The organism is Microbacterium thalassium, assembly GCF_014208045.1.
Classification (GTDB): domain Bacteria; phylum Actinomycetota; class Actinomycetes; order Actinomycetales; family Microbacteriaceae; genus Microbacterium; species Microbacterium thalassium.
Genome location: NZ_JACHML010000001.1, coordinates 3,211,069 through 3,236,760 on the forward strand (window position 1 = coordinate 3,211,069; position 25,692 = coordinate 3,236,760).

At 71.5% G+C, this 25,692-nt stretch carries 27 protein-coding genes and 1 tRNA gene; 17 read left to right on the top strand and 11 right to left on the bottom strand.

What is annotated here, in order from left to right:
• Positions 1-6: 6 nt before the first annotated feature.
• The 4 genes from HD594_RS14930 (at position 7) to HD594_RS14945 (ending at position 5,214) form a co-directional block, all read left to right on the top strand.
• Complete coding sequence (locus HD594_RS14930) at positions 7-537, top strand: hypothetical protein (RefSeq protein ID WP_184751694.1); 531 nt, start codon at positions 7-9, stop codon at positions 535-537.
• Between the two features lie 152 nt (positions 538-689).
• On the top strand, positions 690-1,685 hold the full coding sequence (locus HD594_RS14935; RefSeq protein WP_184752924.1) for an AAA family ATPase: 996 nt from the start codon (positions 690-692) through the stop codon (positions 1,683-1,685).
• Positions 1,686-1,700: 15 nt separating this feature from the next.
• A complete protein-coding gene (locus HD594_RS14940) occupies positions 1,701-2,945 on the top strand; it encodes a DUF58 domain-containing protein (RefSeq protein WP_184751695.1) in 1,245 nt (414 codons plus the stop codon).
• Complete coding sequence (locus HD594_RS14945; RefSeq protein WP_271171147.1) at positions 2,932-5,214, top strand: transglutaminase TgpA family protein; 2,283 nt, start codon at positions 2,932-2,934, stop codon at positions 5,212-5,214. Before HD594_RS14940 ends, HD594_RS14945 begins: the two co-directional genes overlap by 14 nt.
• Before the next feature lie 28 nt (positions 5,215-5,242).
• On the opposite strand, the gene HD594_RS14950 is transcribed toward HD594_RS14945, so the two are convergent.
• A complete protein-coding gene (locus HD594_RS14950; protein ID WP_184751697.1) occupies positions 5,243-5,959 on the bottom strand; it encodes a hypothetical protein in 717 nt (238 codons plus the stop codon).
• Positions 5,960-6,163: 204 nt separating this feature from the next.
• Here HD594_RS14950 and HD594_RS14955 point away from each other — a divergent pair.
• Positions 6,164-6,251: transfer RNA gene (locus HD594_RS14955), tRNA-Ser, on the top strand.
• A gap of 33 nt (positions 6,252-6,284) precedes the next feature.
• Here the strand turns inward: HD594_RS14955 and HD594_RS14960 are convergent.
• The gene (locus HD594_RS14960) at positions 6,285-6,911 is read right to left on the bottom strand and encodes a MerR family transcriptional regulator (RefSeq protein WP_184751698.1); all 627 of its coding nucleotides are present in this window, start codon (positions 6,909-6,911) and stop codon (positions 6,285-6,287) included.
• Between the two features lie 69 nt (positions 6,912-6,980).
• Here HD594_RS14960 and HD594_RS14965 point away from each other — a divergent pair, with 69 nt between their 5' ends.
• Complete coding sequence (locus tag HD594_RS14965) at positions 6,981-7,472, top strand: DUF4188 domain-containing protein (RefSeq protein ID WP_184751699.1); 492 nt, start codon at positions 6,981-6,983, stop codon at positions 7,470-7,472.
• 28 nt (positions 7,473-7,500) lie between these two features.
• On the opposite strand, the gene HD594_RS14970 is transcribed toward HD594_RS14965, so the two are convergent.
• On the bottom strand, positions 7,501-8,199 hold the full coding sequence (locus tag HD594_RS14970; RefSeq protein WP_184751700.1) for a TetR/AcrR family transcriptional regulator: 699 nt from the start codon (positions 8,197-8,199) through the stop codon (positions 7,501-7,503).
• A gap of 96 nt (positions 8,200-8,295) precedes the next feature.
• Between HD594_RS14970 and HD594_RS14975 the strand changes: the two genes are divergently transcribed.
• Both HD594_RS14975 and HD594_RS14980 read left to right on the top strand, forming a co-directional pair.
• Positions 8,296-8,979, top strand: coding sequence for a DUF4386 domain-containing protein (locus tag HD594_RS14975; protein ID WP_184751701.1), 684 nt, complete (start codon positions 8,296-8,298; stop codon positions 8,977-8,979).
• 127 nt (positions 8,980-9,106) lie between these two features.
• On the top strand, positions 9,107-10,555 hold the full coding sequence (locus tag HD594_RS14980; protein WP_184751702.1) for a flavin monoamine oxidase family protein: 1,449 nt from the start codon (positions 9,107-9,109) through the stop codon (positions 10,553-10,555).
• A 68-nt stretch (positions 10,556-10,623) separates the two neighbouring features.
• Here the strand turns inward: HD594_RS14980 and HD594_RS14985 are convergent, their stop codons facing one another.
• Positions 10,624-11,577 carry an aldo/keto reductase gene (locus HD594_RS14985; RefSeq protein WP_184751703.1) on the bottom strand — a complete coding sequence of 318 codons (954 nt, stop codon included), beginning with the start codon at positions 11,575-11,577 and terminating at the stop codon, positions 10,624-10,626.
• A gap of 134 nt (positions 11,578-11,711) precedes the next feature.
• Here HD594_RS14985 and HD594_RS14990 point away from each other — a divergent pair, with 134 nt between their 5' ends.
• Positions 11,712-12,782 carry an LLM class flavin-dependent oxidoreductase gene (locus tag HD594_RS14990; protein WP_184751704.1) on the top strand — a complete coding sequence of 357 codons (1,071 nt, stop codon included), beginning with the start codon at positions 11,712-11,714 and terminating at the stop codon, positions 12,780-12,782.
• On the opposite strand, the gene HD594_RS14995 is transcribed toward HD594_RS14990, so the two are convergent.
• Positions 12,773-13,450: a response regulator transcription factor gene (locus HD594_RS14995; protein ID WP_271171146.1), complete on the bottom strand. Its 678-nt coding sequence runs from the start codon at positions 13,448-13,450 to the stop codon at positions 12,773-12,775. The two genes, HD594_RS14990 and HD594_RS14995, sit on opposite strands and share 10 nt — an antisense overlap.
• Positions 13,447-14,589 (bottom strand): sensor histidine kinase, encoded by a 1,143-nt coding sequence (locus tag HD594_RS15000; RefSeq protein WP_184751705.1) that lies wholly within the window; start codon positions 14,587-14,589, stop codon positions 13,447-13,449. Before HD594_RS15000 ends, HD594_RS14995 begins: the two co-directional genes overlap by 4 nt.
• A gap of 159 nt (positions 14,590-14,748) precedes the next feature.
• On the opposite strand from HD594_RS15000, the gene HD594_RS15005 reads away from it, so the two are divergent.
• The 3 genes from HD594_RS15005 to HD594_RS15015 are packed head-to-tail and all read left to right on the top strand — an operon-like array spanning position 14,749 to position 17,347.
• Entirely contained in the window at positions 14,749-15,438 is a 690-nt protein-coding gene (locus tag HD594_RS15005; protein WP_184751706.1) for an ABC transporter ATP-binding protein, read from the top strand.
• Complete coding sequence (locus tag HD594_RS15010) at positions 15,435-16,730, top strand: ABC transporter permease (RefSeq protein WP_184751707.1); 1,296 nt, start codon at positions 15,435-15,437, stop codon at positions 16,728-16,730. Before HD594_RS15005 ends, HD594_RS15010 begins: the two co-directional genes overlap by 4 nt.
• Complete coding sequence (locus tag HD594_RS15015; RefSeq protein ID WP_184751708.1) at positions 16,730-17,347, top strand: hypothetical protein; 618 nt, start codon at positions 16,730-16,732, stop codon at positions 17,345-17,347. The genes HD594_RS15010 and HD594_RS15015 overlap by 1 nt, the downstream gene beginning before the upstream one ends.
• 31 nt (positions 17,348-17,378) lie before the next feature.
• Here the strand turns inward: HD594_RS15015 and HD594_RS15020 are convergent, their stop codons facing one another.
• The gene (locus tag HD594_RS15020) at positions 17,379-17,666 is read right to left on the bottom strand and encodes a glutaredoxin family protein (protein WP_184751709.1); all 288 of its coding nucleotides are present in this window, start codon (positions 17,664-17,666) and stop codon (positions 17,379-17,381) included.
• A 73-nt stretch (positions 17,667-17,739) separates the two neighbouring features.
• Positions 17,740-18,378, bottom strand: a complete 639-nt coding sequence (locus tag HD594_RS15025) for a hypothetical protein (protein ID WP_184751710.1) — start codon at positions 18,376-18,378, stop codon at positions 17,740-17,742.
• A 164-nt stretch (positions 18,379-18,542) separates the two neighbouring features.
• Between HD594_RS15025 and HD594_RS15030 the strand changes: the two genes are divergently transcribed.
• Positions 18,543-19,127 carry a TetR/AcrR family transcriptional regulator gene (locus HD594_RS15030; protein WP_184751711.1) on the top strand — a complete coding sequence of 195 codons (585 nt, stop codon included), beginning with the start codon at positions 18,543-18,545 and terminating at the stop codon, positions 19,125-19,127.
• A 56-nt stretch (positions 19,128-19,183) separates the two neighbouring features.
• Here the strand turns inward: HD594_RS15030 and HD594_RS15035 are convergent, their stop codons facing one another.
• Positions 19,184-20,578, bottom strand: a complete 1,395-nt coding sequence (locus tag HD594_RS15035; protein WP_184751712.1) for an FAD-binding oxidoreductase — start codon at positions 20,576-20,578, stop codon at positions 19,184-19,186.
• Positions 20,579-20,727: 149 nt separating this feature from the next.
• Here HD594_RS15035 and HD594_RS15040 point away from each other — a divergent pair, with 149 nt between their 5' ends.
• From HD594_RS15040 to HD594_RS15055, 4 genes are all read left to right on the top strand, one after another.
• On the top strand, positions 20,728-21,855 hold the full coding sequence (locus HD594_RS15040; protein WP_184751713.1) for a response regulator transcription factor: 1,128 nt from the start codon (positions 20,728-20,730) through the stop codon (positions 21,853-21,855).
• 76 nt (positions 21,856-21,931) lie between these two features.
• Positions 21,932-22,537, top strand: a complete 606-nt coding sequence (locus HD594_RS15045) for a DUF2510 domain-containing protein (RefSeq protein ID WP_184751714.1) — start codon at positions 21,932-21,934, stop codon at positions 22,535-22,537.
• Positions 22,538-22,874: 337 nt separating this feature from the next.
• Complete coding sequence (locus tag HD594_RS15050) at positions 22,875-23,765, top strand: aggregation-promoting factor C-terminal-like domain-containing protein (RefSeq protein ID WP_271171145.1); 891 nt, start codon at positions 22,875-22,877, stop codon at positions 23,763-23,765.
• A 110-nt stretch (positions 23,766-23,875) separates the two neighbouring features.
• Positions 23,876-24,433, top strand: a complete 558-nt coding sequence (locus HD594_RS15055; protein ID WP_184751716.1) for a CDP-alcohol phosphatidyltransferase family protein — start codon at positions 23,876-23,878, stop codon at positions 24,431-24,433.
• Between the two features lie 241 nt (positions 24,434-24,674).
• Here HD594_RS15055 and HD594_RS15060 read toward each other — a convergent pair whose 3' ends face one another.
• On the bottom strand, positions 24,675-24,857 hold the full coding sequence (locus HD594_RS15060; RefSeq protein WP_184751717.1) for a hypothetical protein: 183 nt from the start codon (positions 24,855-24,857) through the stop codon (positions 24,675-24,677).
• A 110-nt stretch (positions 24,858-24,967) separates the two neighbouring features.
• A complete protein-coding gene (locus HD594_RS15065) occupies positions 24,968-25,570 on the bottom strand; it encodes a dihydrofolate reductase family protein (protein WP_184751718.1) in 603 nt (200 codons plus the stop codon).
• Positions 25,571-25,692 lie beyond the last annotated feature (122 nt).

Genomic DNA, 25,692 nt, shown 5'->3' on the forward strand with positions numbered 1-25,692 from the left:
CGTCCCATGCCGGAGATCCTCCACGCGTGGGCCCTCGCCCCGGCCGCGATCGGAACCTGCTGTCTGGCAGCCGATCGCGGCCGGGTGCGCGTGCCCGAGCTGCTCGCGTCGATCCTCATGCTCGTCGCGATGCTCGACGCCGCCCTGGCGCACGCCGTGTCGAACGTCGTGTGGGCGACGCTGCTGATCGGGTCGGCGATCGCCCTCGCCGCCCTCCGCAGTCCGCGGCGGCGGCGCACCCGCGCCGCGGTCGCGGCGGCGAGCGCCGAGGTCGGGATGCTCGTGCACACGACGGTGGGCATGGTCGCGATGGCGGCGCTCCAGCTGAGCATGCTCCACTCCGGAACCGCGGCGGGCGCCGGCCATGTGCACGGCGCGGGCCGCGGCCTGCTCGACGGGCTGCTGATCGTCGGTGCGATCGCGTACGGGGTGTTCAGCGCCGTGCTGGCCGCTCGCGCGCACACGCGGCTGGACCGTGCGCAGGATGTCGCGATGGGCGCGTCGGTCTGCCTCATGGCGGCCGGCCTCATCCTCTAGGGAGCCGGGGAGTCCGAGGTCGTCCGACTTTCGCGGCTTCCCGGCCCCGGCGGGGCCGCCCGTTGTTACGATCGACGGGTGGGCGACGTCGCCCGCGGACCGGCTCCATCGCCCGACGGCAGCCCTGGGAGGTCGCTTTGGCAGACACCACGATGACGGATGCCGCGACGCGCGGCCCCGTGACCGCCGACAGTTTCCTGGAGCTCACGCAGGGCATCCTCGACGCCGTCGGCCGTGTCATCGATGGGAAGCCCGAAGCCGTGCGCGGCGCGCTCGTGTGTCTCCTTGCCGAGGGCCACCTGCTCATCGAGGACGTGCCGGGCGTCGGCAAGACGATGCTGGCGCGGGCGCTGGCCGCATCGGTGGACGCCAGCGTCCGCCGCATCCAGTTCACCCCCGATCTGCTCCCGGGCGACGTGACCGGCGTGTCGGTGTTCAACCCCGTCGAGCGCGAGTTCGAGTTCAAGAACGGGGCGATCTTCGCCAACATCGTCATCGCCGACGAGATCAACCGGTCCTCTCCGAAGACGCAGTCGGCGCTGCTCGAGGCGATGGAAGAGGGTCAGGTCACCGTCGACGGGCGCAGCCACATGCTGCCCGAGCCGTTCCTGGTCGTCGCGACGCAGAACCCGCTCGAGATGGAGGGCACGTACGCCCTGCCCGAGGCCCAGCGCGACCGCTTCATGATGCGGCTGTCGATGGGCTACCCGGACGCCCAGGCCGAGGCCCTCATGCTGCGTCAGCGCGAGACCTCCAATCCGCTCGACGACCTCGCCCCCGTCATCTCGGCGGACGAGGTCCTCGCGCTCATCGGCTGGGCGCGCGCGATCCACGTGGCCCCCGCCATCGAGGAGTACGCCGTCGCCCTCGCGCGCGCGACGCGGCAGCATCCGGACCTCCGGCTGGGCGCGAGCCCGCGCGCGACGCTGCAGCTCGTGCGCGCCGCGAAGGTGCGTGCGGCGCTCGACGGCCGTGGCTTCGTCATTCCCGACGATCTGACGGATCTGATCTCGCCGGTGTTCGCCCACCGCCTCATCCCCACGCGCACCGCCGGGACGGGGCGCGGCCGCAGCGCCGGCGACCACATCGCCGGCATCCTCGAGCGCATCGTCTCCACGGTGCGCGTGCCGATCGCCCCGCGGACCTGAATCGCACCCACGATCATGTCGAGCATCTGGCCGTTCACGCCCCGTGGGACGGGCGCGCTGGTGCTCGGGGTGGCGGCCTTCATCGCCGCCGGAGAGCTGGGGCTCGTCGAGCTGGTGTACTTCGGGGTGCTGCTGGTGGCGGCGGTGCTCACGAGCCTGATCTCGCTCTATGTCGCCCAGCGGACCGACAGCGTCGAGCGCGCCCTGCATCCGGACGTCGTCGCCGTGGGCCGCGAGGCCGAGGTGACGGTGCGAGTCGGTGCGCGCAGCGCGCTGCCGACCGCGACGGGGCTGTGGCACGACGCGCTGCCGGTGGGACTGGCCGGCAGCGCCGAGGGCGTGTTCCCGGCGCTGGCTTCGGGGCTGCGGGGAGCCGAGCGCACCGTCGACCTGTCGTACCGCGTCCGCGGGACGAGCCGCGGCATCCATGCGATCGGTCCGCTCTCGGTGCGGGTGCTCGATCCGTTCGGGCTGGTGCGTCGCAACACCGTGCTCGGCGACCGCACGCGGGTCGTCGTCGCCCCCGAGGTGGTCGAGCTGCCGTCGCTGCGCATCGCGTCGGGCGAATCGGGCGGCATGCGGCACATGACGAACGAGCGGCTCGGGCAGGGGTCGGACAACCTCACCCCGCGCACCTACGTCCCCGGCGACTCGATGCGCCGCATCCACTGGCGCGCGAGCGCCCACCACGACTCGCTCATGGTGCGTCAGGAGGAGCAGGAGTCGACCCCCGAGGCGACCGTGATGCTCGACCGCAGCGCGACGCGGTGGGACCCGCTGGCCACGGCCGCGCCGGGAGCGGATCCCGGCTTCGAGGTCGCGGTGTCCGCGTGCGTGTCGGCCATGGCGCGCCTGGTGCGCGACGGCTTCGCCGTCGACGTCGCCGACAGCGACGGCGTGCTGCTGGCGGATCCGATCGCGGGCGGCGACCTCGTCGAGGTCGACCACGCGGTGGCGGACTTCGCGTCGCTCCGGGCCCGCAACGGCGACACCCTGCCGCGCCTGCCGCACCTGTTCGTCGGCGCGATGACCGGCCCGCTCGTCCTGATCGTCGGGCGATTCGATCCGGCGGACGCCGATGCCCTCGCCTCGGTGGCGCACCACACGTCCGCCGCGATCCTGCTCGCGGTCGATCCGCGCGCCGACGCCCTGGAGCGCGCGACCGCCCACGGCTGGCACGCGGCGCGCGTCGGCGAGGGCGAGGTGGCGGATGCATGGGCGCAGGCCGCCGAGACGGAGGCCGGTCGTGTCCTCCGGTGAGCGGCGGCCGGTGCGGCGCGGCGATCTGACCCTCGCGATCGGGTGTCTGCTGGCCCTGCTGGTGACGGTGCTCCCGCTTCTGCGGGTGGTCACCCCCGGGCCGTGGCTGGGCGGCACCGTCGTGCTCATGACGGCGCTGCTGGCGACCGGATACATCGCCCGGCGGCTGCGTCTTCCCGCCGTCGCGGTCAGCCTCGCCGAGGCGGCGCTGTGGCTGGTGTTCATGAGCGCCGTCTTCCTCGGCTCGGTCTCGCTGCTCGGGTTCATCCCGACCGTCTCGTCGGTGCAGGCCGTCCCCGTGTTCATCGAGGCGGCGATGGATGCGATCTACCACGGTGTGGCGCCGATGGAGGCGACCGAGCCGCTCGCCTTCCTGATCATGGGCGCCACCGGGCTGCTGACGATCGCGGTGGACCACGTCGTCATCACCGCCCGCATGCCGCTGCTGGCCGCGATCGCCCTCGTGATGGTGTCGCTGATCCCGGCGATCGCGGTGCCCGTCGAGCCGGACATCCTGGCGTTCGTGCTGCTGGCCGCGTGCATCCTCTTCCTCGTGCGGGCCGAGACCCAGTCGCGCGATCCGTCGCCGGCCCGGGGAGGCGAATCGGCACCGGCCGCCGTTCCGCTGGCCGGCGTGACGGCGACGGCCGTCGGCATCGGGGCCGTCGCCGTCGTGGTCGCGCTCGTCGTCACGCCGACGCTCCCCCAGCCGGTGCTCCGCGCAGGCAGCAACCCGTTCGGGACGGGCGTCGGCCTCGACGCCTCACTCGAGCTGGGCGACGATCTGCGCCGGCCGCGCGAGATCGAGATCATGCGCATCCACAGTTCGGCGCCGTCGCCGCCGTACCTGCGCGCGACCACCCTGTCGGACTTCGACGGCGAGGTGTGGAACCCCGACATCTCTCGCTCGATCCCCCTGGATTCGCCCAGCGAGTTCGGCGATGTGTCGGTGGCCGAAGGCATCCGCGTCGACGAGTACGTCACGACCGTCGAGGTCGAGAACCTGTCGTCGACGTGGCTGCCGGTCAGCTATCCCGCGGTGACGGTCACGGGGCTCGTCGGCCAGTGGGCGGCCGTGCCGTGGAATCGCACGGTGGTCGCGCGGGCCGGGTCGAGCCAGGGCGAGACGTATCAGGTCACCACGCACGTGCCGCGTCCCACGCTCGAGCAGATCAGGGCGGCGGAGGCGGTGTGGCCCGGCCTGCCCAACGACACGACGTCTCTGCCCGACGGGGTTCCGGCCATCGTCGGGCAGCTGGCCAGACAGGTCACCGCAGACGCGTTCACCGACTACGACAAACTCGCCGCGCTGCAGGCCTGGTTCCGCGGCACCGACTTCCGCTATTCGCTGTCGGCCCCCGTGGACGCCGGCTTCGACGGCAGCGGCGCCGAGGCGATCGCGCAGTTCCTGGAGGTGCGCGAGGGGTACTGCATCCACTTCGCGTCGGCGTTCGCGATGATGGCGCGCGAGCTCGGGATGCCGAGCCGCATCGTCGTCGGGTTCCTCCCCGGCTCCTCGACGACCGAGGTGATCGACGGCGAGACGGTCCACTCGATCACCACGAGCCGGACGCACTCGTGGCCGGAGGTCTACTTCGAGGGCATCGGATGGGTCGCCTTCGAGCCGACGAACAGCCTGGGCTCACCGACGGCGTTCTCGTCGGCGACCTCCGATCCGCTGGCCGGCATCCCGGGGGTCACGGCGTCGGCCCAGGCGAGCGCGTCGGCCACCCCGACCGCGGGCGAGCGCCCCCAGGACCTCGGCCAGGACCAGACGGGGTCGGCCTCGGGTCCCCTCACCGCGAGCGGCGAGGGATGGCCGCCGGCCGCGGTGGCGCTGGTGATCGCGGCCCTGCTGACGCTGCCCGCCGTCGCCCGCGAGATCCGGCGCCGCGGTCGGCTCGCGCAGGCGGCCGAGGGCGACGCGGGCGCCGCCTGGGCACTCGTGCAGGATACGGCGATCGACCTGGGGATCCCCGTGCCGCCCGCCGAGACACCGCGGGCGCTCGGCGAGCGTCTCGTCGCGCGCTACGGTGCTCCGCCCGAGGTCATGGGCCAGCTCGTGAACGCCATCGAACGGGCGGCCTACGCCCCCTCGAGGGCGCAGTACTGGGAGGGCGACGTGCTGCCGGGGGCCGCGATCGCTGTTCGGGCGGCTCTCATGGCGCAGGTGCCGGTGTCGCGTCGCGCCCTCGCCGTCATCGCGCCGAGATCGCTGATCGTGCGTCCGGGCACCGCCTACGCCGCGGCGAGGCCGTCGCGCGCCTGATGCGGGCGCGCGACGTCGGCGGCGGGGCTCAGTGGGCGGCGACCCAGCTCTTGAGGACCGACAGCGAGATGCCGGTGCGACTCTGTGACTTCTTCAGCCCGACCTCCGCGGCGATCTGCTTCGCCGAGCAGCCGGCCGTGTCGGTGATCGTGTAGCCCGACTTGGCCCCGGTGCCGTCGATGAAGACGCCCGACTTGTTGGCGTAGTAGCCCCCCGCGGCCTTGCGCACGCTGTCGGGCAGCGAGGTTCCGGAGCAGACGTCGGCTGAATCGGCGACGCCGTCGCCGTCGGCGTCGCTCACCGTGGTGGAGCCGCCGCCGCTGCCACCGGACGAGCACGAGAAGGTCCACGTCAGCGACGCGGGCCGGGTGCCCGCGGCTTCGTACGACCAGCTGAAGCTGTGGGTCGTGCTGATGCCCGCGGTGTAGTGGAACCCGGAGGTCGCGGGAGCCTCGTAGAAGTCGAACGCCAGGCCGATCACGACCGTGGCGATGATCCGGTCCTCGGCGAGCGCGGGGCTCGCCGAGACGCTGAGCGTCTCGCCGGCCGTCATCGCGACGACCTCGCTTACGCCCGACGCGGTGACCGTGCGTCCGTCGAGGGACGAGCAGGTCACTCCCGACGACGATTCGCCGCCGCCGCGGACGGGCTTGGCCGCCGAAGCCGGCAGCACCGCCGTGGTGACGGCCAGCGCGATTCCGGCCAGTGCGCCGATGGCGCCGATGATCTTGCCGCGAGTGTGCATCTTCTCTCCTCGGTATGACGACGACAGTGCGTCATCCCGCCCCTCCCCCGAGAGAGCGAGAACTTCCCTTGCCTACCAGAATTCACCTGTGTATCGCCAGAGAGCGTGTGCGCGGATCGAGGTCGCGCACACGTGCTCCACCGGAATCGGAGCACCCCGGCCGACCAGGTAGACTGTCCTGCGGCCCTTTTCGCGAAGGGCTCTGGAGGATTCGCCTAGTGGCCTATGGCGCACGCTTGGAAAGCGTGTTGGGTGCAAGCCCTCAGGGGTTCGAATCCCCTATCCTCCGCCATTTTCACCACTCTGACCTGGGATTCTTCTCAGCTCAGTCCGGGCTTTCCGTCACACCGTCGGCGAACCGCCTCCCCGATGCGATCTGCTCGGCGACGCGGCGCAGCGACAGCAGCAGAGGCTCGACGAGCACCGAACCGAGCACGACGTAGCGCACCGCCTCGTCGGGTGAACTCAGCGGCACGTGGGCGATCTCGGCGTCCGCGATCCGGCGCATCGCGTCGACGTACTCCGCGGCCACGGCGGACGGCATCGCGAAGCCCGCGCGCTCGATGTTCTGCAGCGCCCGCGCGATGGCGGCGACCGTCGCGTCGTCGCACAGGCCCGGCTGCCAGCCGAGCCCCGCGATGAGCTCCTGGGCGGATGCCGTGTCGACGTCATCGTCCACGGGCGGCGTGACCGCCGCGTGGGCCGCGCCGAGGAGGTCGTTGGGGTTCTCGGGCGGATCCGCGAGCATCGCGACGACGCGCCGCACCTCGGCGACGCTCACCCCCGAGTCGATGAGGGCGCGAATGACACCCAGCCGGCGCACGTGGGCGTCGCCGTAGTCGGCCTGCGTCGGCGAGGAGCGGACTCCTTCGGGCAGCAGCCCTTCGCGCAGGTAGTACTTGATCGAGGCGACCGAGACCCCGGTCGCCTTCGCCAGCTCTGAAATACGCATGATCACCTCTTGACATGGATAGTATCGCTATCCATTATGGATAGTGACACTATCGAGAGGATGTCGACCATGGCGAAGGTTCTTCCCGGCCGCATGACCCACCACCACGACGGAGACCTCGTCGTCTTCCACATCGGCATGCAGATCAACCGGCCGTGGCGACCGGACCTGTGGCTTCCGGTGTTCCTCGCCATGCCCGGCATGATCCGCGAACTGAGCGAGGACCCTGACTCCGGCATGCTCGGCTACGCGCTGCTCTTCGGGCGCGGCGGCCCCTACGTCGTGCAGTACTGGGACTCGGTCGACAAGCTCTACGCGTACGCCTCGAACCCGTCGCAGCAGCACCGGCCGGCATGGACGGCGTTCAACCGCATGGCCCGGCGCGCACCCGGCGCGGTCGGCGTGTGGCACGAGACGTTCACCGTGGATCGCGCCGAGTCGATGTACGTCTCGACGCGGCCGATGGGTCTGGGCGAGGCTACGACCCTCGTCGACGTCGGCCGCCACAACACGCACGCGCGCGACCGGCTCACCTCGAGCAGCCGGCGCCAGGTCGCGTAGCCCGCAAACGCGCGGCCGAGGTGCCGGCTCAGACCACGGCCGGCACCGAGGACCAGCCCGCCGCGTGCAGGCGCTCGAAGGAGTCGAGCAGGATTTCGAGCGCGAACGCGAACTCGGCATCGGAGTCGCACTCCGCGCCGGCGTGCGGAGCGGTCGTGGCCATGCGCACGATCCCCGGGTACGCCTCGGCGAATCCGGCGAGCGCCGAGGCGCGCTCGGCCGGATCATCGGGCATCGAGGGAGTGGGAAGCACGTCCCGCGTGAAGCCCCACATGCGCGTGGACAGGGCGTGCATCGCATGGTGGACGAGGTCGGCCGACAGCCCGCCCGCGAACAGGATCCGCATGAGCCGGTCCATGTAGGCGAGCACAACGGGACTGGCGAGTGTGCGGGTCTCGATGGCCTCGACCGACCACGGATGCCGCAGCACGACGGCGCGCGACGCGGTCACCTGCGCGCGCAGCGCGCTCTTCCAGGTGCCGGCGGTGACGGCATCCGGATCGGCGTCCGGGGCGATCATCTCGCCGACGATGTGGTCGACCATCGCGTCGACGAGCTCCTCGCGGTTCGCGACGTGCTTGTAGAGCGCCATGGGGGTCACGCCGAGGTCGTCCGCGAGCCGGCGCATCGTCGTGCCGTCGAGCCCGACGTCGTCGGCGAGGGCGACGGCGGCCTCGGCGACGCGCGCGCGGCTCAGCGGTGTGCGGGCGGCATCCGGACTTGACATGTATACACCGTATACCTAGAGTCGGTTCCTGCAAGGTATACGCCGTATACCGATACCCGATCCTCCCTGAGCCCCACCTGATCAGAACGGAACACCATGACCCGTCTTCGCTCCCTCGCCCTCGTTGCGGGCCTCCTCTACCTCGTCACACACGTCACGTCGGTCGGCGCGGCGATCGTCTATCGCCTCGGAACCGAGGGCGGCGACGTCGGACTCGTGCAGCTGGGCGTCGCCCTCGAGGTCGCGCTCGCCCTCGCGTGCGTCGGCAACGGCGTCGTGCTGCTGACGGTGCTGCGTCCCTACGGCCCGGCCGGCGCCGCCGCGTTCGCGGGCCTGCGCGGCCTCGAGGCCGCGATCATCGGCGCCGGAACGCTCCCGATGATCGCGCTCATCCAGCTGCAGACCGGTGCGATCCCGGCATCGACCGACCCGGCTCTCGAGCCTGCGCTCTCGTGGCTGCACGAAGCGTCCTTCCTCGTCGGACAGGGCCTGGTCATCGCCGTCAACACGCTCGTGATCGCGTTCATGCTGTGGCGCTCGCGGCTCGTGTTCCCCGGCATCCCGATCCTCGGCGCCGTCGGCGGCACGCTGGTGCTGCTCAGCGACCTCGGCCAGCTGTTCGGGGTCGTCGAGCAGTCGGGCGACCTGGCGATGATCCTCGCCGTGCCGATCTTCGGCTTCGAGCTGTGGTTCGCCGGCTACATGCTCTTCGTCGGGTTCCGGCAGGACTCCCCCGAGCGGATGGTCGAGACCGCGCGCGACACCGCCATCGCGCGCTGACGCCCCACAGCGCCACGCGCGACGGCGCCGCTCCGGCCCTTTCCGCCCCCGGCATCCCGCGATACGTTGGCCGGGACCGGGGAGGGGCCGGAGCGGACGGCCCGCGCGAGGGAGCGAGGTCCGTGACATGGTGATCGAGATCGACCCGCTCGCCGTCCTCCGGGACGGTCTGCCGCAGCTGGACGGCGACCGCAAGCGGATCGTCATCGTCGGGGCCGGCATCGCCGGACTCACCGCGGGGATGATGCTCCACGAGGCCGGTCACGACGTCACGCTCCTCGAGGCGCGCAATCGCCTCGGCGGCCGCATCTACACATATCGCGGATTCGCGGGCGGCATGTACGGCGAGTTCGGGGCGATGCGGTTCCCGCGCGGGCATCGGCTCGCGCAGCACCTCATCACCGAGCGATTCCGGCTCGCGACCAGCCCCTTCCCGATGTACGACGGCAACACCTTCATCTTCCTCAACGGCACCCGGGTGCGACGCGGCGACTTCGCTCGCGACAGCTTCGAGTTCGGCCTGCCCGAGCACGAGCGGGGCAAGGAGCCTGCCGACATCCTGAAGGACGCGATGCAGCCGCTGCTCGAGCTCATCGACGAGCCGGGAGGATGGCAGCGGATCATCGACCGCTACGACGGCTACTCGCTGCTGAGCTTCCTCGTCGAGCGGGGCGTCAGCAAGCAGGCGCGATCGCTGCTCGGTCCGCTGCTGAACATCGAGGGCCGCTTCCACTTCTCGCTCGTGGAGTGGTTCGCCCAGTACCACCAGGACGTCTTCGGCGACCTGGTCTACATCGACGCGGGTTCCGACACGCTCGCGGACGCGTTCGCCCCCCAGCTCATGGACCGCACGCGGCTGGGCGCCGAGGTGCGGAGCGTGTCGCAGGATGCCGACGGCGTGCGCGTGCTGTACCGGGACGGCATCGCCGACCACCACACGGTGTCGGGCGACGAGTGCATCGTGACGGTTCCGCTGATCCTGCTGCGTCACCTCGATCTCGAAGGCGTCGACGTGCAGAAGCGCGCGGCGATGCGCAACAGCTACTACGGCCGGGCCCACAAGATCTTCATGCAGTTCAGCCGCCGGTGGTGGGAGGAGGACTACGGGATCACCCACGGACTCACCGTCACCGACCTGCCCATACGCAACGTCGTCTACACGCCGGCGGGCCAGAACCCCGACATCGACAAGGGCGTGATCATCGCCGCCTACGGCTGGGGGCAGGACAGCATGGCCTACAGCATGCTGTCGGAGGAGGCGCGCATCTCGGACGCTCTCGAGCACCTCGCGAAGATCCACCCCGAGGCGCGCGACACGTTCGAGTTCGGCGTGTCGCACGACTGGGCGCTCGACCCGTACGCGGGTGGGATCGGGCCGCTGTTCCGACCGTTCGAGATGAGCGGGGAAACCTACGACGACCTGGTCCGGCCGGCCGGGCGGATGTGGTTCGCGAACGACGCGTGCGACCGGCGCGCCCGGCGCTGGATCGAGGGCGCCATCGAGTCCGCGGTCAAGAACGCGTACGCGATCCACACCGGCATGCGCGACGAGATCCCCACCGCCGTCCCGCGCTGAGCAGCGCGCGCGGGGATGCGAGAGGCGCCGCCCCCGCACGGGGGGCGACGCCTCTCGCTGTCACACGGTCACGCCGTGGCGGGAGCCCACTCCGACACGCGGTCGAGCTCGGCGACCTCGTCCGGGGTGAGGTCGACGCGCGCGCTCGCGAGGAGGTCGGCGACCTGCTCGGTCTTCGACGCACTCGCGATCGGCGCGGCGACGGTGGGCTGCGCACGCAGCCACGCGAGGGCGGTCGAGGTGATCGAGACGCCGTGCGCGTCGCCGATCCGCTCCAGGGCGTCGATGATCTGCAGGCCCTGCTCGGTGGCGTACTTCGCCGCACCGCCGGCGCGCGGCGAGCCGTCGCCCGCGGCGTCGGCCGCGCGGTACTTGCCCGTCAGGAACCCGCTCGCCAGCGCGTAGTACGGCACGGTGCTCATGCCGAACTCCTCGGCGACGGGGAGGATGTTCTGCTCGACCTCGGCGCGGTGCACGAGGTTGTAGTGCGGCTGCACGGCGACGGGGCGCACGGCTCCGATCTCGTCGGCGATGCGGATCCACTCGCGGATACGGTCGGCGCTGTAGTTCGACACCGCCGGGTAGCGCACGAGGCCGTCGCGCACGAGGGCGTCGAAGGCGCCGACGGTCTCCTCGAGCGGCACCGTCTCGTCGTCCCAGTGGGCGTAGTAGAGGTCGATGGCGTCGATGCCCAGGCGGGTCAGCGACGCCTCGGCGGCGGCGCGGACGTTGGCCGCCGACAGCCCGCGGAACTGCGGGTGGGCGCTCACCTTCGTCGCCACGACGGCGCCTTCGGGGCTCCGGGCGCGCAGCCACTCGCCGATGATCGTCTCGCTCTCGCCGCCCGCGTTCCCCGGGGCCCACGCGCTGTAGGAATCGGCGGTGTCGATGAAGTCGCCGCCGCCGGCGACGAACGAGTCGAGGATGCGGAACGACATGTCCCGGTCGGCGGTCCAGCCGAAGACGTTGCCGCCGAGCGACAGGGGGAGGATGTCGAGGTCACTGGTTCCGATGCGTGTCATGTTCGGACAAACACACGGCGACGGGGAACATATTCCCGCCGGACGAGGTGCCGCCCGGCCTCCCCAGCGCGGGGGCGCGCTCAGCCATGCCCATTCAGCGGAATGGATTCGCGAGGGGTAGCGTTCGATTCGACATGAAGCGCTTCGGAACCCTCTCGTTCGGACACTACGGCCCGCTCGGCGGCGGCCACGAGCTGTCGGCGGCCGACTCGATGCTCCAGGCGATCGATCTCGCCCAGGGCATGGACGAGCTGGGCGTGAACGGCGTGTACTTCCGCGTGCACCACTTCGCGCGTCAGCAGTCCTCCCCCATGCCGCTGCTCGCGGCGATCGCCGCGCGCACGCAGCGGATCGAGATGGGCACCGGCGTCATCGACATGCGCTACGAGAACCCGCTGTATCTCGCCGAGGAGGCGGCATCCGTCGATCTCATCTCGGGCGGGCGCCTGGCGCTCGGCGTGAGCCGCGGGTCACCCGAGTCGGTGGTGCGCGGCTACGAGACGTTCGGCTACACCGGGTCGGAGGATCCGCGCGGCGCCGACATCGCGCGCGAGCACTTCGCGCTTCTTCTGCGCGCGGTCGAGGGTGAGGGGCTCGCCGAGCGCGATCCGTACTCGCCGTTCGGCGGCGGGATGGGCCTGCAGCGGATCGAGCCGTACTCGGAAGGTCTGCGCTCGCGCATCTGGTGGGGCGCGGGCAACCGCGACAGCGCCGAGTGGGCGGGGCGCACCGGCGTGAACCTCATGTCGTCGACGCTGCTCACCGAGGCCGACGGCACCCCGTTCGACCTGCTCCAGGCGCAGCAGATCGACGCGTTCCGCGCCGCGTACCGCGAGGCCGGTCACGCCGGTGAGCCGCGCGTGTCGGTGAGCCGGTCGGTCATCCCGATCACGACGGCGCAGGAGCGGATGTACTTCGGCGGACGGCAGGACGGCGACCAGATCGGCGTCATCGACGGCATGCGGTCGACGTTCGGCAAGACCTATGCGGCGGAGCCGGACGTCCTCGTCGAGCAGCTGCTGCAGGACGAGGCGATCCAGAGCGCCGACACCCTCATGATCACGATTCCGAGCCAGCTCGGCGTCGATTTCAACCTGCGGCTGATGGATTCGTTCGCCCGGTACGTCGCCCCGTCGCTCGGCTGGGAGAGCACGCTGGCCGACGCACCCGCGCCGGTGTCGGCATCGGACCGTCGTCAGTCCTGACCACCCGGGACCACGACACCCGCCTCATAGGCCCACACGACGAGCTGCGCACGATCGCGCGCGTCGAGCTTGGCCATGATGCGGTTGACGTGCGTCTTCGCGGTGGCCGGCGAAATCCACAGCTCGGCGCCGATCTCGTCGTTCGAACGGCCCTGCGCGACCAGCGCGAGCACCTCGCGTTCACGCGGGGTCAGCTGATCCAGCAGCGACCGGTCCGCGCGCGTGCGGCCCGGCGGTGGGGCCGCGTCGAGGTAGCGCGCGATCAGCGACCTGGTCGCAGCGGGCGACAGCAGCGCCTCACCGCTGTGGGCGACGCGCACCGCGCGCACGATCTCGTCGGGCTCGGCGCCCTTGCCGATGAACCCGCTCGCGCCCGCGCGCAGGGCCTGGACGAGATAGTCGTCCTCTTCGAACGTCGTGAGGATGAGGACGCGGGTGCGTGCGATCGACGGATCGTCGCAGATCGCCGTAGTCGCCGCGATGCCGTCCATCACCGGCATGCGGATGTCCATGACGACGACGTCGACGTCCGACGCCCGCACCGCGGCGAGCGCCTCGGCGCCGTCGGCGACCTCCGCCACGACCTCCACGTCGGGCTGCGCGTCCAGGAGCAGGCGCACTGCCGAGCGGATGAGCGCCTGGTCATCCGCGATGACGACGCGGATCACGATCTGCTCCTCTGGAGCGGGAGCGTGACCCGCAGGCGGTAGGCATCGCCCGCGTGTCCGGCCTCGAGCCGTCCGCCGATGTCCTCGACGCGCTCGCGCATCCCCACCAGTCCGAGGCCGGTCGACACCGTGGACGCGCTGTCGCCGCGGACCGGATTGACCGCGACGATCTCGAGGGAGTCGTCGGTCGCGGAGACGTCGATGCGGGTCACCCCGGACGCACCGTGCTTGTGGGCGTTGGTCAGCGCCTCCTGAAGGACGGCGTAGACGACGTCGCCCACGGGCTCGGCCCGGGTCAGCAGGTCGTCCCCGCGCAGCTGCACCGTCAGCCCCGCGTCGCGGAAGCGCTCGATGAGCGACGCGACGTCGTCCAGTCCGGGCCGGGCGGCGTCGTTGTCGGGCTCCCCCTGGCGGAGCGACGCGAGCAGCTCGCCGATCTCGCCGAGCACCTTGCGGGAGGCGGTGCGGATCGTGACGAGTGCCTCGCGCGCGACCTCGGGGCGGTCATCCAGTGCGGACGTCGCGACGCCGGCGTTGAGGCTGATGACGGCGATCTGATGCGCGACCGCGTCGTGGAGATCGCGCGCGACGCGCAGTCGGTCCTCGGCCACCCGGCGGGACGCCTCGGCCTCGCGCGTGCGCTCGGCGCGCTCGGCTCGCGCGGTGATCGCCTCGATGTAGGCGCGACGCGTGCGGACGGCATCCCCCAGCGCCGCCGCGAAGGCGAGCGTCGCGGTGAGCTGGAACATCGCGAAGAGCGCGAAGTCAGCGTCGGCGATCCACACCGGCAGCACCATCGCGGCGCAGGCCGCGAGCGTCGCGATGATCGTGGTCCGACGGGGGCCGGCGATCGCCACCGCGTACGCGGCGAAGGCCGCGGGGATCGGCGAGAGCAGTGTCGCGGTGGCGGTGAGCGCCACCACCCAGAAGCACACGACCGTCGCGGCGAGCACGGCGAGGGGGTACCGCCGCCGCGCCAGCAGGATGAGGGCGGGCAGCAGCACCGCCGCCCACGCCAGCGGGCCGCGCTCGTCTTCCAGCCCGGGCCTGACCATCGCGGTGGCGGCCACGACGAGCACGATGACGATGTCCATCGCCCACGCCGGGAAGCGCCGTCGAAGCACAGGAAGTGAGGCCACGCGTCCATCTTGCCGTCCGCGTCCGCGCACGCCGACGTCCGGCCGCGGTATCGGCATACCGCGGTCGCGGTATTCCCGAGAGCCACCCGAGGGCGGACGACACGACGGATGCCGATCCGGACGCTGGAACCTGATACCCCTTCGCAGAAAGAGACATCGATGCAGACACCAGCTCTCGCAGCGCACGACCTGCGCAGAACCTACGGCCGGGGCGCGGCACGGTTCGACGCCCTCCGCGGCGTCAGCCTGGAGGTCATGCCGGGCGAGTCCGTCGCCATCGTCGGCAAGTCCGGTTCGGGCAAGTCGACGCTCATGCACCTCCTCGCTCTCCTGGACCAGCCGACGCGCGGCACCGTCGAGATCGACGGAACCGCCACGACCGGGCTCGGCGGGCGCGCGCTCAACCGGACGCGCAACCGCACCTTCGGGTTCGTCTTCCAGCAGTTCTTCCTCACGCCGAACCAGTCGGTGCTCGAGAACGTGTCGCTCCCCCTCACGATCGCCGGCGTCGGGCGCCGCGAGCGGCGGCAGCGCGCCATGGCCGCGCTCGAGCAGCTCGAGCTGGACGACAAGGCGGCCAATCGCGCCGTCGATCTCTCGGGCGGCCAGAAGCAGCGCGCGGCGATCGCCCGCGCCCTCGTCGGCGAGCCCCGCATCCTCATGGCCGACGAGCCGACGGGCAATCTCGACTCGGCGACCGGCGCGGTCGTCGAAGACATCCTGTTCGGTCTCAACGCCGAGCACGGCATCACGCTCGTCGTCGTCACGCACGATGACGACCTCGCGGCGCGGTGCGACCGCCGCATCCGCATCCGGGACGGCGTCGTGGACGCGGAGGTGGCGGCATGAAGGTCCTCGATCTGGTCGGCACCGCCGTCCGCAGCACGTTCCGGTCCCTGACGCGCACCGTCCTGACGATCCTCGCGATCTTCGTCGGCGCCTTCACGCTGACCCTCACCACCGGGCTCGGCACCGGCATCAACGCGTACATCGACGACACCGTCGCGAGCCTCGGGGCCGGCGACGTGATGACCGTCACCAAGCCCGCCGACGATGTGCCGCTGAGCGGCCCCCGCGAGTACGACCCCGACACGACGACCGCGCGCGGTCCCGGCAACACCGTGACGACCCTCGAGTCGATGGACCAGACCGATCTCGACGCGCTCGCAGAGGTGGCTGGCGTGCTGCGCGTCGACTCCGTGCCCCAGATCTCGGTCGACTACATCGCCGCCGGCGACGGCACCCCGTACGTGATCGGCGTCGCGCCGATCGTGGACGGACAGGAGCTCCAGCTCGCCGCGGGGGCGATGCCCGACGACGGCGCGGCGGAGTACGAGCTGGGCATCCCCGTCTCGTACGTCGAGCCGCTCGGGTTCTCGGGCGACGCCGACGCACTCGGGGCGACCGTGGAAGTCGCGCTGACCGACGGCGACGGCGCGCAGCAGTCCGTCGAAGCGACCGTCGTCGCCGTGGTGGAGGAGACGTTCACCCTGACCGGCACGGGCAATCTGTCGCCGAACGAGGCGCTCGCGGATGCGCTCGTCGAGCTGCAGGCCGTGGGCGTGCCCGAAGACGACCTCGGGACGTTCACACAGGCCGACCTGTGGTTCGCCGCCGACGCGACCGACGACGAGATCACCGCCCTCGAGGACGATCTGGCTGCGCTCGGCTACGACGGCGTGACGGTGGCCCAGCAGCTCGGGGCCCTCACCGACGTCATCGACGGGATCGTGCTCGTCCTCAACGGGTTCGCCGTCATCGCCCTCCTGGCCGCCGGGTTCGGCATCGTCAACACGCTGCTCATGTCGGTGCAGGAGCGCACGCGCGAGATCGGCCTGATGAAGGCGATGGGGATGGGCTCGGGGCGCGTGTTCACGCTCTTCAGCCTCGAGGCGACGTTCATCGGGTTCCTCGGGAGCGCGATCGGCGTGCTCATCGGCATGGTCGCCGGTCGCATCCTCAGCCGCGTGCTGACGCGCACCGTGCTGTCGGATCTGCCCGGTCTTCAGCTCATCGCGTTCGACCCGGCCGCGATCGCGGCCATCGTCCTCGTCGTGATGGCGATCGCCTTCGTCGCCGGGACCATCCCGGCGCTGCGCGCCGCCCGTCAGGACCCCGTCGCATCGCTGAGGTACGAGTGATGGGCGGCGCGACGGTGGAGCAGGATGCCGCCGGCACGCCACGTCGGCGGGCGTGGTGGATCGCACTCGCCGTGGCCGCGGCGCTGATCGTGGTCGTGGTGGTCGCCGTCGAGGTCGCGGCCCGCCACGGGCTGGCGTCGCGGTACGCACGGAGCGCGTCGGCGGGCACGTCGGTCGAGGTCTCGGGTTCGGTCACGTGGGGGTTCGTCACCGGCTCGCAGCACGTGACGATCACGGTCGACGAGGCGACGATGCGCGAACGGGCGGTGGAGCGATCGGACGGAGTCATCGACGATCTCTGGATCGACGGGGGCATCCACCTGTCGGCGACCCGCGCGGGCGCGGAGGGCGACCGCTCGGTCGAGGTGCTGGTCGTTCCGCAGGTCGTCGACGGCGCGGTCGTCGTGGACGTCGCCTCGGCCACCGTCGACTCCGTCGCGGTTCCGATGCCGCCGACCGTCGATCTGGGACTGCCTGATGCGCTCACGGCCGGCGGCTCGGGCTGCATCGAGCCGCACGCGATCGTCGCCGACGCGGGCGCGCTCACGATCGAGGCGAGCGTTCCCGCCGGCTTCGGCTGGCTGAGCAGCGGCGACTGCCGGCGCGACGCGCCGTAGGCGCGTGGGCGGCGTCGACGGCCGGGGCTTCTCAGGCCGCGACGTCGCCCAGGCCGAGCCGCTCCGACATCCACTCGTCGGTGGGTTCGACCACGACGCTGCCGTCCGCGAAGCTCACGACCGGCACCTGCATCCGTCCGCTGAGGCGCACCGCGGCCTCGTGGTTCTCGGGCTCGGCCTCCACGTCGTGGAACGTGTACGCCACACCATGCTTGTCGAGCAGCGCCCGCGTCCGGTTGGTGTCGGGGCACTCGAGCTTGCCGTAGACGTCGATGTGGCCCTGAGCCTCAGGAGACTGGGGTGCCGTCGGAGCCGTCATATCCGCTTCCCTTCGTTGGCGGTGATGAGTAACCGCAACGACGGAGAAGCCGTGGATAATCCCGGCCGCGCGATCAGGCTGTCCGCGGCACGCGCGGCGCGCGGAGCAGGGCGATCGCCCACGTCACGATTCCCGCGACGTTCGCGAGCATCGCAGCCATGAACAGCGGCGACGAGAACAGCTGGAAGACGGTGAATCCCATGCCGATGATCTGCCCTGCGCCGGCGACGATCGCCGCCCACCCCGCGACCTTCGACCATCGGCGCCGGCGCAGGCCGAGGGCGCCCGCCGCGACGAACCACGCGCCGATCACGGTGAGCCCGGCGAACTGGAGCACGAGGGCGCCCGGCAGAATGAGCAGCCCGAGGCCGTTCGCGACGAGCACGGCCGCCGCGGCCGCAAGGGCGCCGGCGCCCACCGTTCCCGTCACGGTCGTGGCGCGCGCCGCGGCATCCGACCCCATGTCGGCACCGACGCCCAGGACCACCGGCAGCAGCGCGAGGCCGAACAGCAGCGCGCCGGCATCCGACAGCAGCGCCCACAGTCCGTAGACGCCGGTGGATTGCTCCACCATGAAGCCGATGCCGACGCCGTACATGACGACGAGGGCGACGAGCAGGAGCACGAGGTACTCGCGCCGCAGTTCGAGGGGCGGCGGAGCGGATTCCGCGTGCGCGGCGGCGGAGTCCGTGTGCGAGGCGTGTGCGGTCATGGGTTCATCCCCTTGTTCCCGCGAGCCGGCGACGCTGCCGGCGGGTGCGCGACGCGCCCCGACCCGCAATCCATGTGTTCCCCTGGATCCAGGGTATTCTTTTGTTTGCTGGTGTCAAGCAATGTAATTGTCGGCGTGATCGATGAGCCGACGCGGGAGGGCTCGTGTCTCCACGTCCGTACCGGATGGGCAAGCGCGCCGAGTCGGTCGCCCGCACGCGCGCCGCCATCCGCGAGGCTGCGCGCGACGAGTACGCCGAGACCGGCATCGACGGCGCCAGCATGCAGTCGATCGCCCGGCGGGCCGGGGTCGCGCCGGGAACGGTGCTGTACCAGTACCCCGACCCGGATGAACTCGCGCGCGAGGTCATCCAGGAGAGCACCCGCGTGATGAAGGTGCCGACGGCCGCGGACGTGGACGCGGATGCCTCTCTCGCGTCGCGCGTGCGCTGGCTCGCGCACGAGCTCTTCCGCGTGTACGCGGGCACCGAGCGCGAGTACCAGGCGTGGTCGCGCAGTCGCACCCATCCCGTGATCGCGGAGTCCGACGCGTGGTACGCCCGCACGTATCAGGAGGTGCTGGGCGCCGTGCTCGGTCCGGAGCACGCCGACCCGCGGGCGTTCCAGGTCGCCTCGGCCGTCATCGATCCGGGATTCCGCGCGAATCTGGTCGCACGAGGGATGTCGGACGACGAAGCAGCCGATACCGCCGCGGACCTCGTGATCGGCTGGGTGGAGCTGGCGTCCTGACCCGGTCCTGACACGACAGGGGCCCGGGCGCGATCACCCGGGCCCCTGTCGGGGACTCAGCCCACGGGCTGCCCCCCGGCGAACATGTTCGCCGGGTCGTAGACGGCCTTCAGCTCCCGAAGTCGATCCTGCGCGGCGCCGAAGCCGAGCGTGCGGTCCACTCCCCCGTCGATGAAGGTCAGCGCGAGGGCGGGTGCGTGCCAGTCGGCCATCGCGGCGACCATGCCATGCGCCGCGGCGAGCGCGCTCTCGGCGAGCTCGGGCGCGGGCACCATGGCGATGCCCGCGAGAAGGAAATCCCCCTGCACGGATCCGATCGCTCCGGCTCCATCGGGACGCCGCGCGGCGGCGCCGCCGACGTGGCGGAGCTCGGCGAGGAAGAGGCCCGGCGTGGTGGTCGCGGCCGCGACGTACGCGTCGACCGCTGGGCCGGCGAAGCCCGACAGCATGGCCCCGGCCGTCAGGCCCGGCGTCGGCTCGGGCGGGTCCATGTGCACCTGCACGAGCTGCACGGCCGGGATGCGGGCGAACGTGTCGATCTCGGGCGTCAGCGCGCGCAGCGGCTCGAGGAGCGCCGTGGCCGCGGCATCCGTCTCGAGGATCGCGCCGTCGATCACCACGACGCTGCGGTCCGACAGGAACGGGGGCAGGTCGGGCATCGGCGGGAAGTGCATGACCCGCAGCGACGTCGAGGCGCTCTCGGGCGCCGTCGTCGTCCAGGACGACCACGCGGCGACCACCTCGGGCGCTCGGTCGACCGGCCACAGCAGCATGCCGGCGAACACGTCCGCGATCGGGAGCAGGTCGATCTCGAGCGATACGACGACGCCGAACGCGCCCGAGCCGCCGCGCACGGCCCAGAACAGCTCCGGGTCGTCGTGCACGCTGGCGCGCACGATGCGCCCGTCGGCCGTCACGATCTGGACGGCGCGCACGCTGTTGACGGCGAGCCCGTGGGCCCGGGCGTAGAACGACAGACCGCCGCTGAGCGCGTAGCCGACGACGCCGACATCGCCCGAGCTGCCGTGCAGGGCGGTGAGACCCCATGGCGCCGCCGCCTGGACGACGTCGTTCCACTCCGAACCGCCGAGCACGCGAGCACTCTGCGCCTCGGGGTGCACGGTGACGCCGCGCAGCTTCGACAGCGACACCAGGATCGCGTCGGACAGGTCGGTATCGGCGAGGGCGCCGGCGCCGTGGCCGGTCGACTGCGGGGCCACGCGCAGGCCGAGGGCGCGCGCCGCCCGCACGACGTCGACGACGTCCTCGGCCGACTCGGGGTGGACGACGGCGAAGGGGCGCTGGTCGATGGCGAGGTTCCAGGGGACGCGGGCCGCGTCGTAGGCGGCGTCGCCGGCGAGGACGACGCGATCGCCCAGCACCTCGCGCAGCCGGTCCGCGGTGGCGGCGGCGGCAGTGACGCCGGTGGTGGTTCCGGTGTTGATGGTCATGGTCGATTCCGATCGTGGGGTGGGCACAAGACGATGGGTCCCATGCTGGAGCTCACCCCGCAAGGGAAACCATCCCAGATCCGGGGGGATTTCCGCTCCCCCAGAACTCTGGGATGGTGCGCGGACCGGCGCAGGAGGACACTTGTGCCATGCCCTCGGAGCTGGCCCTCGGCCGCGCGCGCAGCGACCTCGACGTGATGTCGCGCGCGGGCCTGCCGCTGCACCGCTTCATGGACGAGGCGACCGCGACGATCGAGCGGGTCGTCCCCACCGCCGGCGGGTGCCTGTCGACGCTGGATCCGGCGACGTCCATGGTGTCGAGCACCCGCAAGTTCGGCGCGATCGCGGGCAACAACTCCGACGACATCCGCTGGGCGCACATCGAGTACGGCGAAAGCGACCCGACCGCGATCGAGGCGATGGTGGTCTCGGGGACGACATCCCTCGGCGTGCACGCGCAGCTCGGCGGGGACGTCGAGAAGTCGGTGCGGATGGCGGACTTCATGCTGCCCGTCTTCGACTTCCACGACGAGGCTCGCGTGGTCTTCCGCGATCGGCACGGCGCATGGGGCGCGATCTCGATGTTCCGCGGGTCCGACGAGCCGGCGTTCTCGCGAACCGAGCTCGACTTCCTCGCCGAGGTCGCCCCCGCCTTCACGCGCGGCATCCGCGTGGGGCTGCTCGCACAGCTGAGCCGCTCCGCCGGCCCGGACGACGTCGGGCCGGCGGTGGTGATCATCGACGCGCGCGATCGCATCACGCAATCGAGCCCCGGCGCGAGTGCGCAGCTCGCGCGCATGAGCGATGCCCCGCACGCCGGCGACCCGCTGACGATCGTTCACGCCCTCGTCGCCGGCGCCCGACGGTTCGCGGGCGGCGAGATCGAGCGGATGCCGCGCATCCGCGTGCGCACCGCGGACGGGATCTGGCTCATCCTGTCGGCGGCCCCGCTCGGCGGCACGGCCGATCGCGCCGGCGACGTCGTGGTGACCATCGAGGAGGCTCGGCCGCAGGAGGTGATCGGGCTCGTCGCGGACGCTTTCGGGCTGACCGCGCGCGAGCGCGACGTCGTGGGGATGGTGCTGCGCGGATCCGACACCAAGGAGATCGCGGCCGCCCTGCACGTCTCGCCGTACACGGTCCAGGACCACTTGAAGTCGATCTTCGACAAGGCCGGCGTCGCGAGCAGGCGCGAACTCGTCGCGCGCGTCTACTTCGACCAGTACGTGCCGCGGTGGGGTCGAGAAGTGACGCCGACGGGGAGCCTCGCCCCCTGACCCACGTGCGGCGCTCATCGGGATGACCGCGGCCGGGCCCTGCCCCGGGGAGGGGATGCGCGTCTACTCTCGAAGCATGGGCACCGATCCCGCGACTCCCGGCACCGGCGCTGTCCCGCCCGCCGGATGGTACGACGACGGCACCGGCAAGCAGCGCTGGTGGGACGGCTCGCGCTGGACCGATGAGTACATCGATCTGCGCGATCGCTCGACCGAGCTGAGGACGGATGCCGGGCAGCCCGCGACGGGTGTCGCCGGTCCCGGATGGTTCGACGATCAGCGCGGACGCCGGCGCTGGTGGGACGGGCGGCAGTGGACCGCGGCGGTGCAGTACAGCGGCGAGGAGCAGGAGCTGGCCGGGATCGTCATCGACGGCCGGTGGATCCACTTCGGCGAGCTGAGCCAGCCGGTCGCGGGCGTCGAAGCCTCGATCGAGCAGGGTTCCACGCTGCTGTCGCGCCCGGCGTTCACCTCGTCGGCGGTGCAGCGACGGCTGTGGGGGCCGGGCGGCGCCATCACGTCGCGTCGGCTGACGAAGGCGATCGAGCGGCCGCGCACGTACCTCGTGATCACCGGTGAAGAGGGGGTCTGGGTGAGCCCGCTCGGCGAACAGACGGTTTCCAGAAGCCGGGAATTCGCCACATGGGTGAACTCCTCGGCGCAGCACTACCGCTACCGCTGAGGGGCGGCGGATGCCGCCCAGAGCCGCGGAATCACGCGAGACCGGCATCCGTATTCCATGGAAAGCATGCCCCTGACCGGGCTTTTCCCTCTCAGGAGACGTCCAGGAACCGTCCGGGAACCGTCCAGACGAGCCCGACAGAGTGGCGCCTTGTGTCCGACCCCGCGGGCACGGTCCCGGCGTTACGGCGGCGCGGATCCCTTTCACGAGACCCGGTTACATGCGCCCCCGTCAGACTTCCTCCCCTGCCCGACGCACCACCCGACGCGATGCCCGCCGCTCTGCGCGCGACGCTGCCCGCCGCAGCACGCGCCGCACGACCACGGTCGCGACCGCGGTGACGCTGGGTCTGCTGGCGACCGTCGGCGTCTCGGCGGCGGCCCCGACGTCGGAGGCCGAGGCCACCGGGCTGTACACGAACTTCGCGCTCGCGTCGTACACGGCGGCGGCAGAGCAGGGCTCGACCGCGGGGCGCGAGCAGCTCGCCAACGCGGCCGACCTGGCCGCGGCCGACGCCGACGAGGCGATCGCCGCGGCCGAGAAGATCGCGGCTGCCGTGAAGAAGGCCGATTTGGACGTCAAGGGCTCCACCTCGGTCGACACCGAAGACCTCGAGGCGGCCGTGTCGAACCTGTCGACCACGTTCATCCTCGCGGCGGCCGACGTCGAGGACGTCGCCTCGCTCGTGGACACGGTGACCGAGGAGACCGAAGACCTCACCAAGCGCCTGAAGAAGGCCAAGAAGGTCGAGGCGGCTCGCATCGCCGAGGAGAAGCGCAAGGCCGAGGAGGCCGCCCGGAAGGCCGCCGAGGAGAAGGCGGCCGCCGAGGCCGCTGCGGCGCAGGCTGCGGCATCCTCGTCGTCCTCGTCCTCGTCCTCGTCGTACTCCTCGACGCCGGTGGCGTCGACGGGCGACAACAGCCCCGGCGGTGCGCAGGCGACCGCGCGGTCGATGATGAAGTCGCGCTACGGCTGGGGCGACGGCGAGTTCTCGTGCCTGGTGTCGCTGTGGAACAAGGAGTCGGGCTGGAACTACCAGGCCTACAACGCGTCCAGCGGCGCGTTCGGCATCCCGCAGGCGCTCCCCGGCAGCAAGATGGCCACCGCCGGCGCCGACTGGCAGACGAGCGCGGCCACGCAGATCTCGTGGGGCCTCGGCTACATCGCCGGCCGCTACGGCACCCCGTGCGGCGCGTGGGGCCACTCGCAGTCGTACGGCTGGTACTGACACCCCTCGCCGAATCGCTGAACCGGCGCCCGGCGTCCGGCGCTCGTGAGGGCGGATGCCGTGGGCCGAAGGGCCCGATGCCGCGACGGCTGTGAGCCTACGCTGGCGGCGTGCCCGCGGCCGACATCCTCTCGCTCCTGCGCATCCCGATCGGGATCGCCATGGTCGTCGTCGCGTGGACGACGCCCGGGGCCTCGACGGCGATCGGTCTGCTGTTCGTCGCCGGTGCGCTGACAGACCTGCTCGACGGCCCGATCGCGCGGCGGACAGGCTCGGCGAGCGAGCGCGGCGCGCGACTGGACAGCGTCGCCGACGCGGTCTTCGTCGCCCTCACAGCCGTCGCGGTCGTGCTGACGGTGCGCCTGCCCTCGGACGCGTGGGTGTGGCTGCTGGCCGGACTCGTCGTGCTGCTGCGGCTGGCCGCTGTCGCTGTCGTCCGGATGCGGTTCGGAGCCTGGTCGATCACGCACACGTGGGGGAACCGGCTCACGGGACTCGCGCTGGCGATCGTGGCAGGCATCGCGCTCTTCCGCGGTGAGTTCGATCTCATCAGCGCGGGCGTCGTCATCGCGCTGGGAGTGCTGTCGGCGCTCGAGGATCTCGCCATCGCCGTGACGGCGGATCGTCTGGATCGCGATCGACGCAGCCTGTGGGCGCGGGCAGGGTGATCCGAGCGCGCCGGCGGTGAGGAAGTTATCCACAGGCCCGTTCCGGACACCGCGCTCCGCTTAGGCTCGGGCACGGCCGGTCCTGGACCGGCTGCGCTGGGGACACGCCCGCGCGGCGCACATCGTGCGTCGCGCGGGTGTCCTCCCCCGGCGGACGGGATCCCGGCCCGTCGCGTTCCAGTCGAAACACGGGGCCGGCCGTGTCCGAACGCTCTTCGTTCGGGCACGGCCGGAACTGCGGTCACGCCAGTGCGATATACCGATCGCACTGGTCGCAGTACCCGCTGGAGGCGAGCATGATGCCGCAGGTCGGACACTCGGCTGCGCGGTACCGCAGTCCCGGTCCATCGACGGAATGTCCCTCGTCCGAGCGGAGCATGTCGGTGTCGATGTGTCGGGCCGAGAGTCCGAAGACCAGGGCCATGGGGTTCTCCTCCTTGCGTGTCACCCGGCTCCGGGTGACGTGGTGGATACAGCATATGGACGTGGTCCGACCACGCAGTAGGGACCAAAGTCCCATTGCCGGGACGACCGTCAGCGGCCCGTCCTGACGCGGTAGCGGACATGCGTCGCAAGCGATACCGGCCGCACCGAGATCTGCTCGAGGTCGACCTCGCCGACGCCGTCGAACAGGCGCAGCCCGTCGCCGAGGACCACCGGGGCGATCTGCAGCATCAGCTCGTCGACGAGGCCGGCGGCGAGATAGGCGTTCGTCGTGGTGGGTCCGCCCGAGATGTGGACGGGTCGGTCGCCGGCGGCATCCGCGGCTCGGTCGAGGGCGGCATGGATGCCGTCGGTGACGAAGTGGAAGGTCGTGCCGCCCGCCATCTCGAGCGGTTCCCGCGGGTGGTTCGTGAGGACGAAGACGGGAGCGTGGTACGGCGGCTCCGGCCCCCACCAGCCGCGCCAGTCCCCCGCCCACGGTCCGCGGACGGGCCCGAACATGTTGCGGCCCATGATGAACGCGCCGGCGTCGACGATCGCGGCGATCTCGGCGGTGCTCTCGTCGGGCGTCTCGAACATCCAGCGGTGCAGGACGCCCTCGGGGATGTCGCCGAACGGGCGTTGCTCGGTCTGGTTGCGTCCAGCGCCGATCCCGTCGAGCGAGACGGTCATCGTGGCGATGACGGATGTCATGGGACTCGCCCCTCCCCCGGGTTCTTCGGTGCTTCCGCGCGTGGCAGAGACCCTCGACCTTCCGGGTTTCGATGGTTTCGAGGGCGTGCCATAAGGGTCGGGGACCTGAGGTTACCCCTGTT

Excerpts from the sequence above, each read along its gene's own strand:
- HD594_RS14985 (WP_184751703.1), bottom strand. The coding sequence starts at position 11,577 with ATGACACGCATCGGAACCAGTGACCTCGACATCCTCCCCCTGTCGCTC.
- HD594_RS15010 (WP_184751707.1), top strand. The coding sequence starts at position 15,435 with ATGAAGGTCCTCGATCTGGTCGGCACCGCCGTCCGCAGCACGTTCCGG.
- HD594_RS15025 (WP_184751710.1), bottom strand. The coding sequence starts at position 18,378 with ATGACCGCACACGCCTCGCACACGGACTCCGCCGCCGCGCACGCGGAA.
- HD594_RS14975 (WP_184751701.1), top strand. The coding sequence starts at position 8,296 with ATGACCCGTCTTCGCTCCCTCGCCCTCGTTGCGGGCCTCCTCTACCTC.
- HD594_RS14940 (WP_184751695.1), top strand. The coding sequence starts at position 1,701 with ATGTCGAGCATCTGGCCGTTCACGCCCCGTGGGACGGGCGCGCTGGTG.
- HD594_RS15040 (WP_184751713.1), top strand. The coding sequence starts at position 20,728 with ATGCCCTCGGAGCTGGCCCTCGGCCGCGCGCGCAGCGACCTCGACGTG.
- HD594_RS15035 (WP_184751712.1), bottom strand. The coding sequence starts at position 20,578 with ATGACCATCAACACCGGAACCACCACCGGCGTCACTGCCGCCGCCGCC.
- HD594_RS14950 (WP_184751697.1), bottom strand. The coding sequence starts at position 5,959 with ATGCACACTCGCGGCAAGATCATCGGCGCCATCGGCGCACTGGCCGGA.
- HD594_RS15065 (WP_184751718.1), bottom strand. The coding sequence starts at position 25,570 with ATGACATCCGTCATCGCCACGATGACCGTCTCGCTCGACGGGATCGGC.
- HD594_RS14930 (WP_184751694.1), top strand. The coding sequence starts at position 7 with ATGCCGGAGATCCTCCACGCGTGGGCCCTCGCCCCGGCCGCGATCGGA.
- HD594_RS15005 (WP_184751706.1), top strand. The coding sequence starts at position 14,749 with ATGCAGACACCAGCTCTCGCAGCGCACGACCTGCGCAGAACCTACGGC.
- HD594_RS14965 (WP_184751699.1), top strand. The coding sequence starts at position 6,981 with ATGGCGAAGGTTCTTCCCGGCCGCATGACCCACCACCACGACGGAGAC.
- HD594_RS14970 (WP_184751700.1), bottom strand. The coding sequence starts at position 8,199 with ATGTCAAGTCCGGATGCCGCCCGCACACCGCTGAGCCGCGCGCGCGTC.
- HD594_RS14935 (WP_184752924.1), top strand. The coding sequence starts at position 690 with ATGACGGATGCCGCGACGCGCGGCCCCGTGACCGCCGACAGTTTCCTG.
- HD594_RS14990 (WP_184751704.1), top strand. The coding sequence starts at position 11,712 with ATGAAGCGCTTCGGAACCCTCTCGTTCGGACACTACGGCCCGCTCGGC.
- HD594_RS14980 (WP_184751702.1), top strand. The coding sequence starts at position 9,107 with ATGGTGATCGAGATCGACCCGCTCGCCGTCCTCCGGGACGGTCTGCCG.
- HD594_RS15045 (WP_184751714.1), top strand. The coding sequence starts at position 21,932 with ATGGGCACCGATCCCGCGACTCCCGGCACCGGCGCTGTCCCGCCCGCC.
- HD594_RS15060 (WP_184751717.1), bottom strand. The coding sequence starts at position 24,857 with ATGGCCCTGGTCTTCGGACTCTCGGCCCGACACATCGACACCGACATG.
- HD594_RS15015 (WP_184751708.1), top strand. The coding sequence starts at position 16,730 with ATGGGCGGCGCGACGGTGGAGCAGGATGCCGCCGGCACGCCACGTCGG.
- HD594_RS14960 (WP_184751698.1), bottom strand. The coding sequence starts at position 6,911 with ATGCGTATTTCAGAGCTGGCGAAGGCGACCGGGGTCTCGGTCGCCTCG.
- HD594_RS15020 (WP_184751709.1), bottom strand. The coding sequence starts at position 17,666 with ATGACGGCTCCGACGGCACCCCAGTCTCCTGAGGCTCAGGGCCACATC.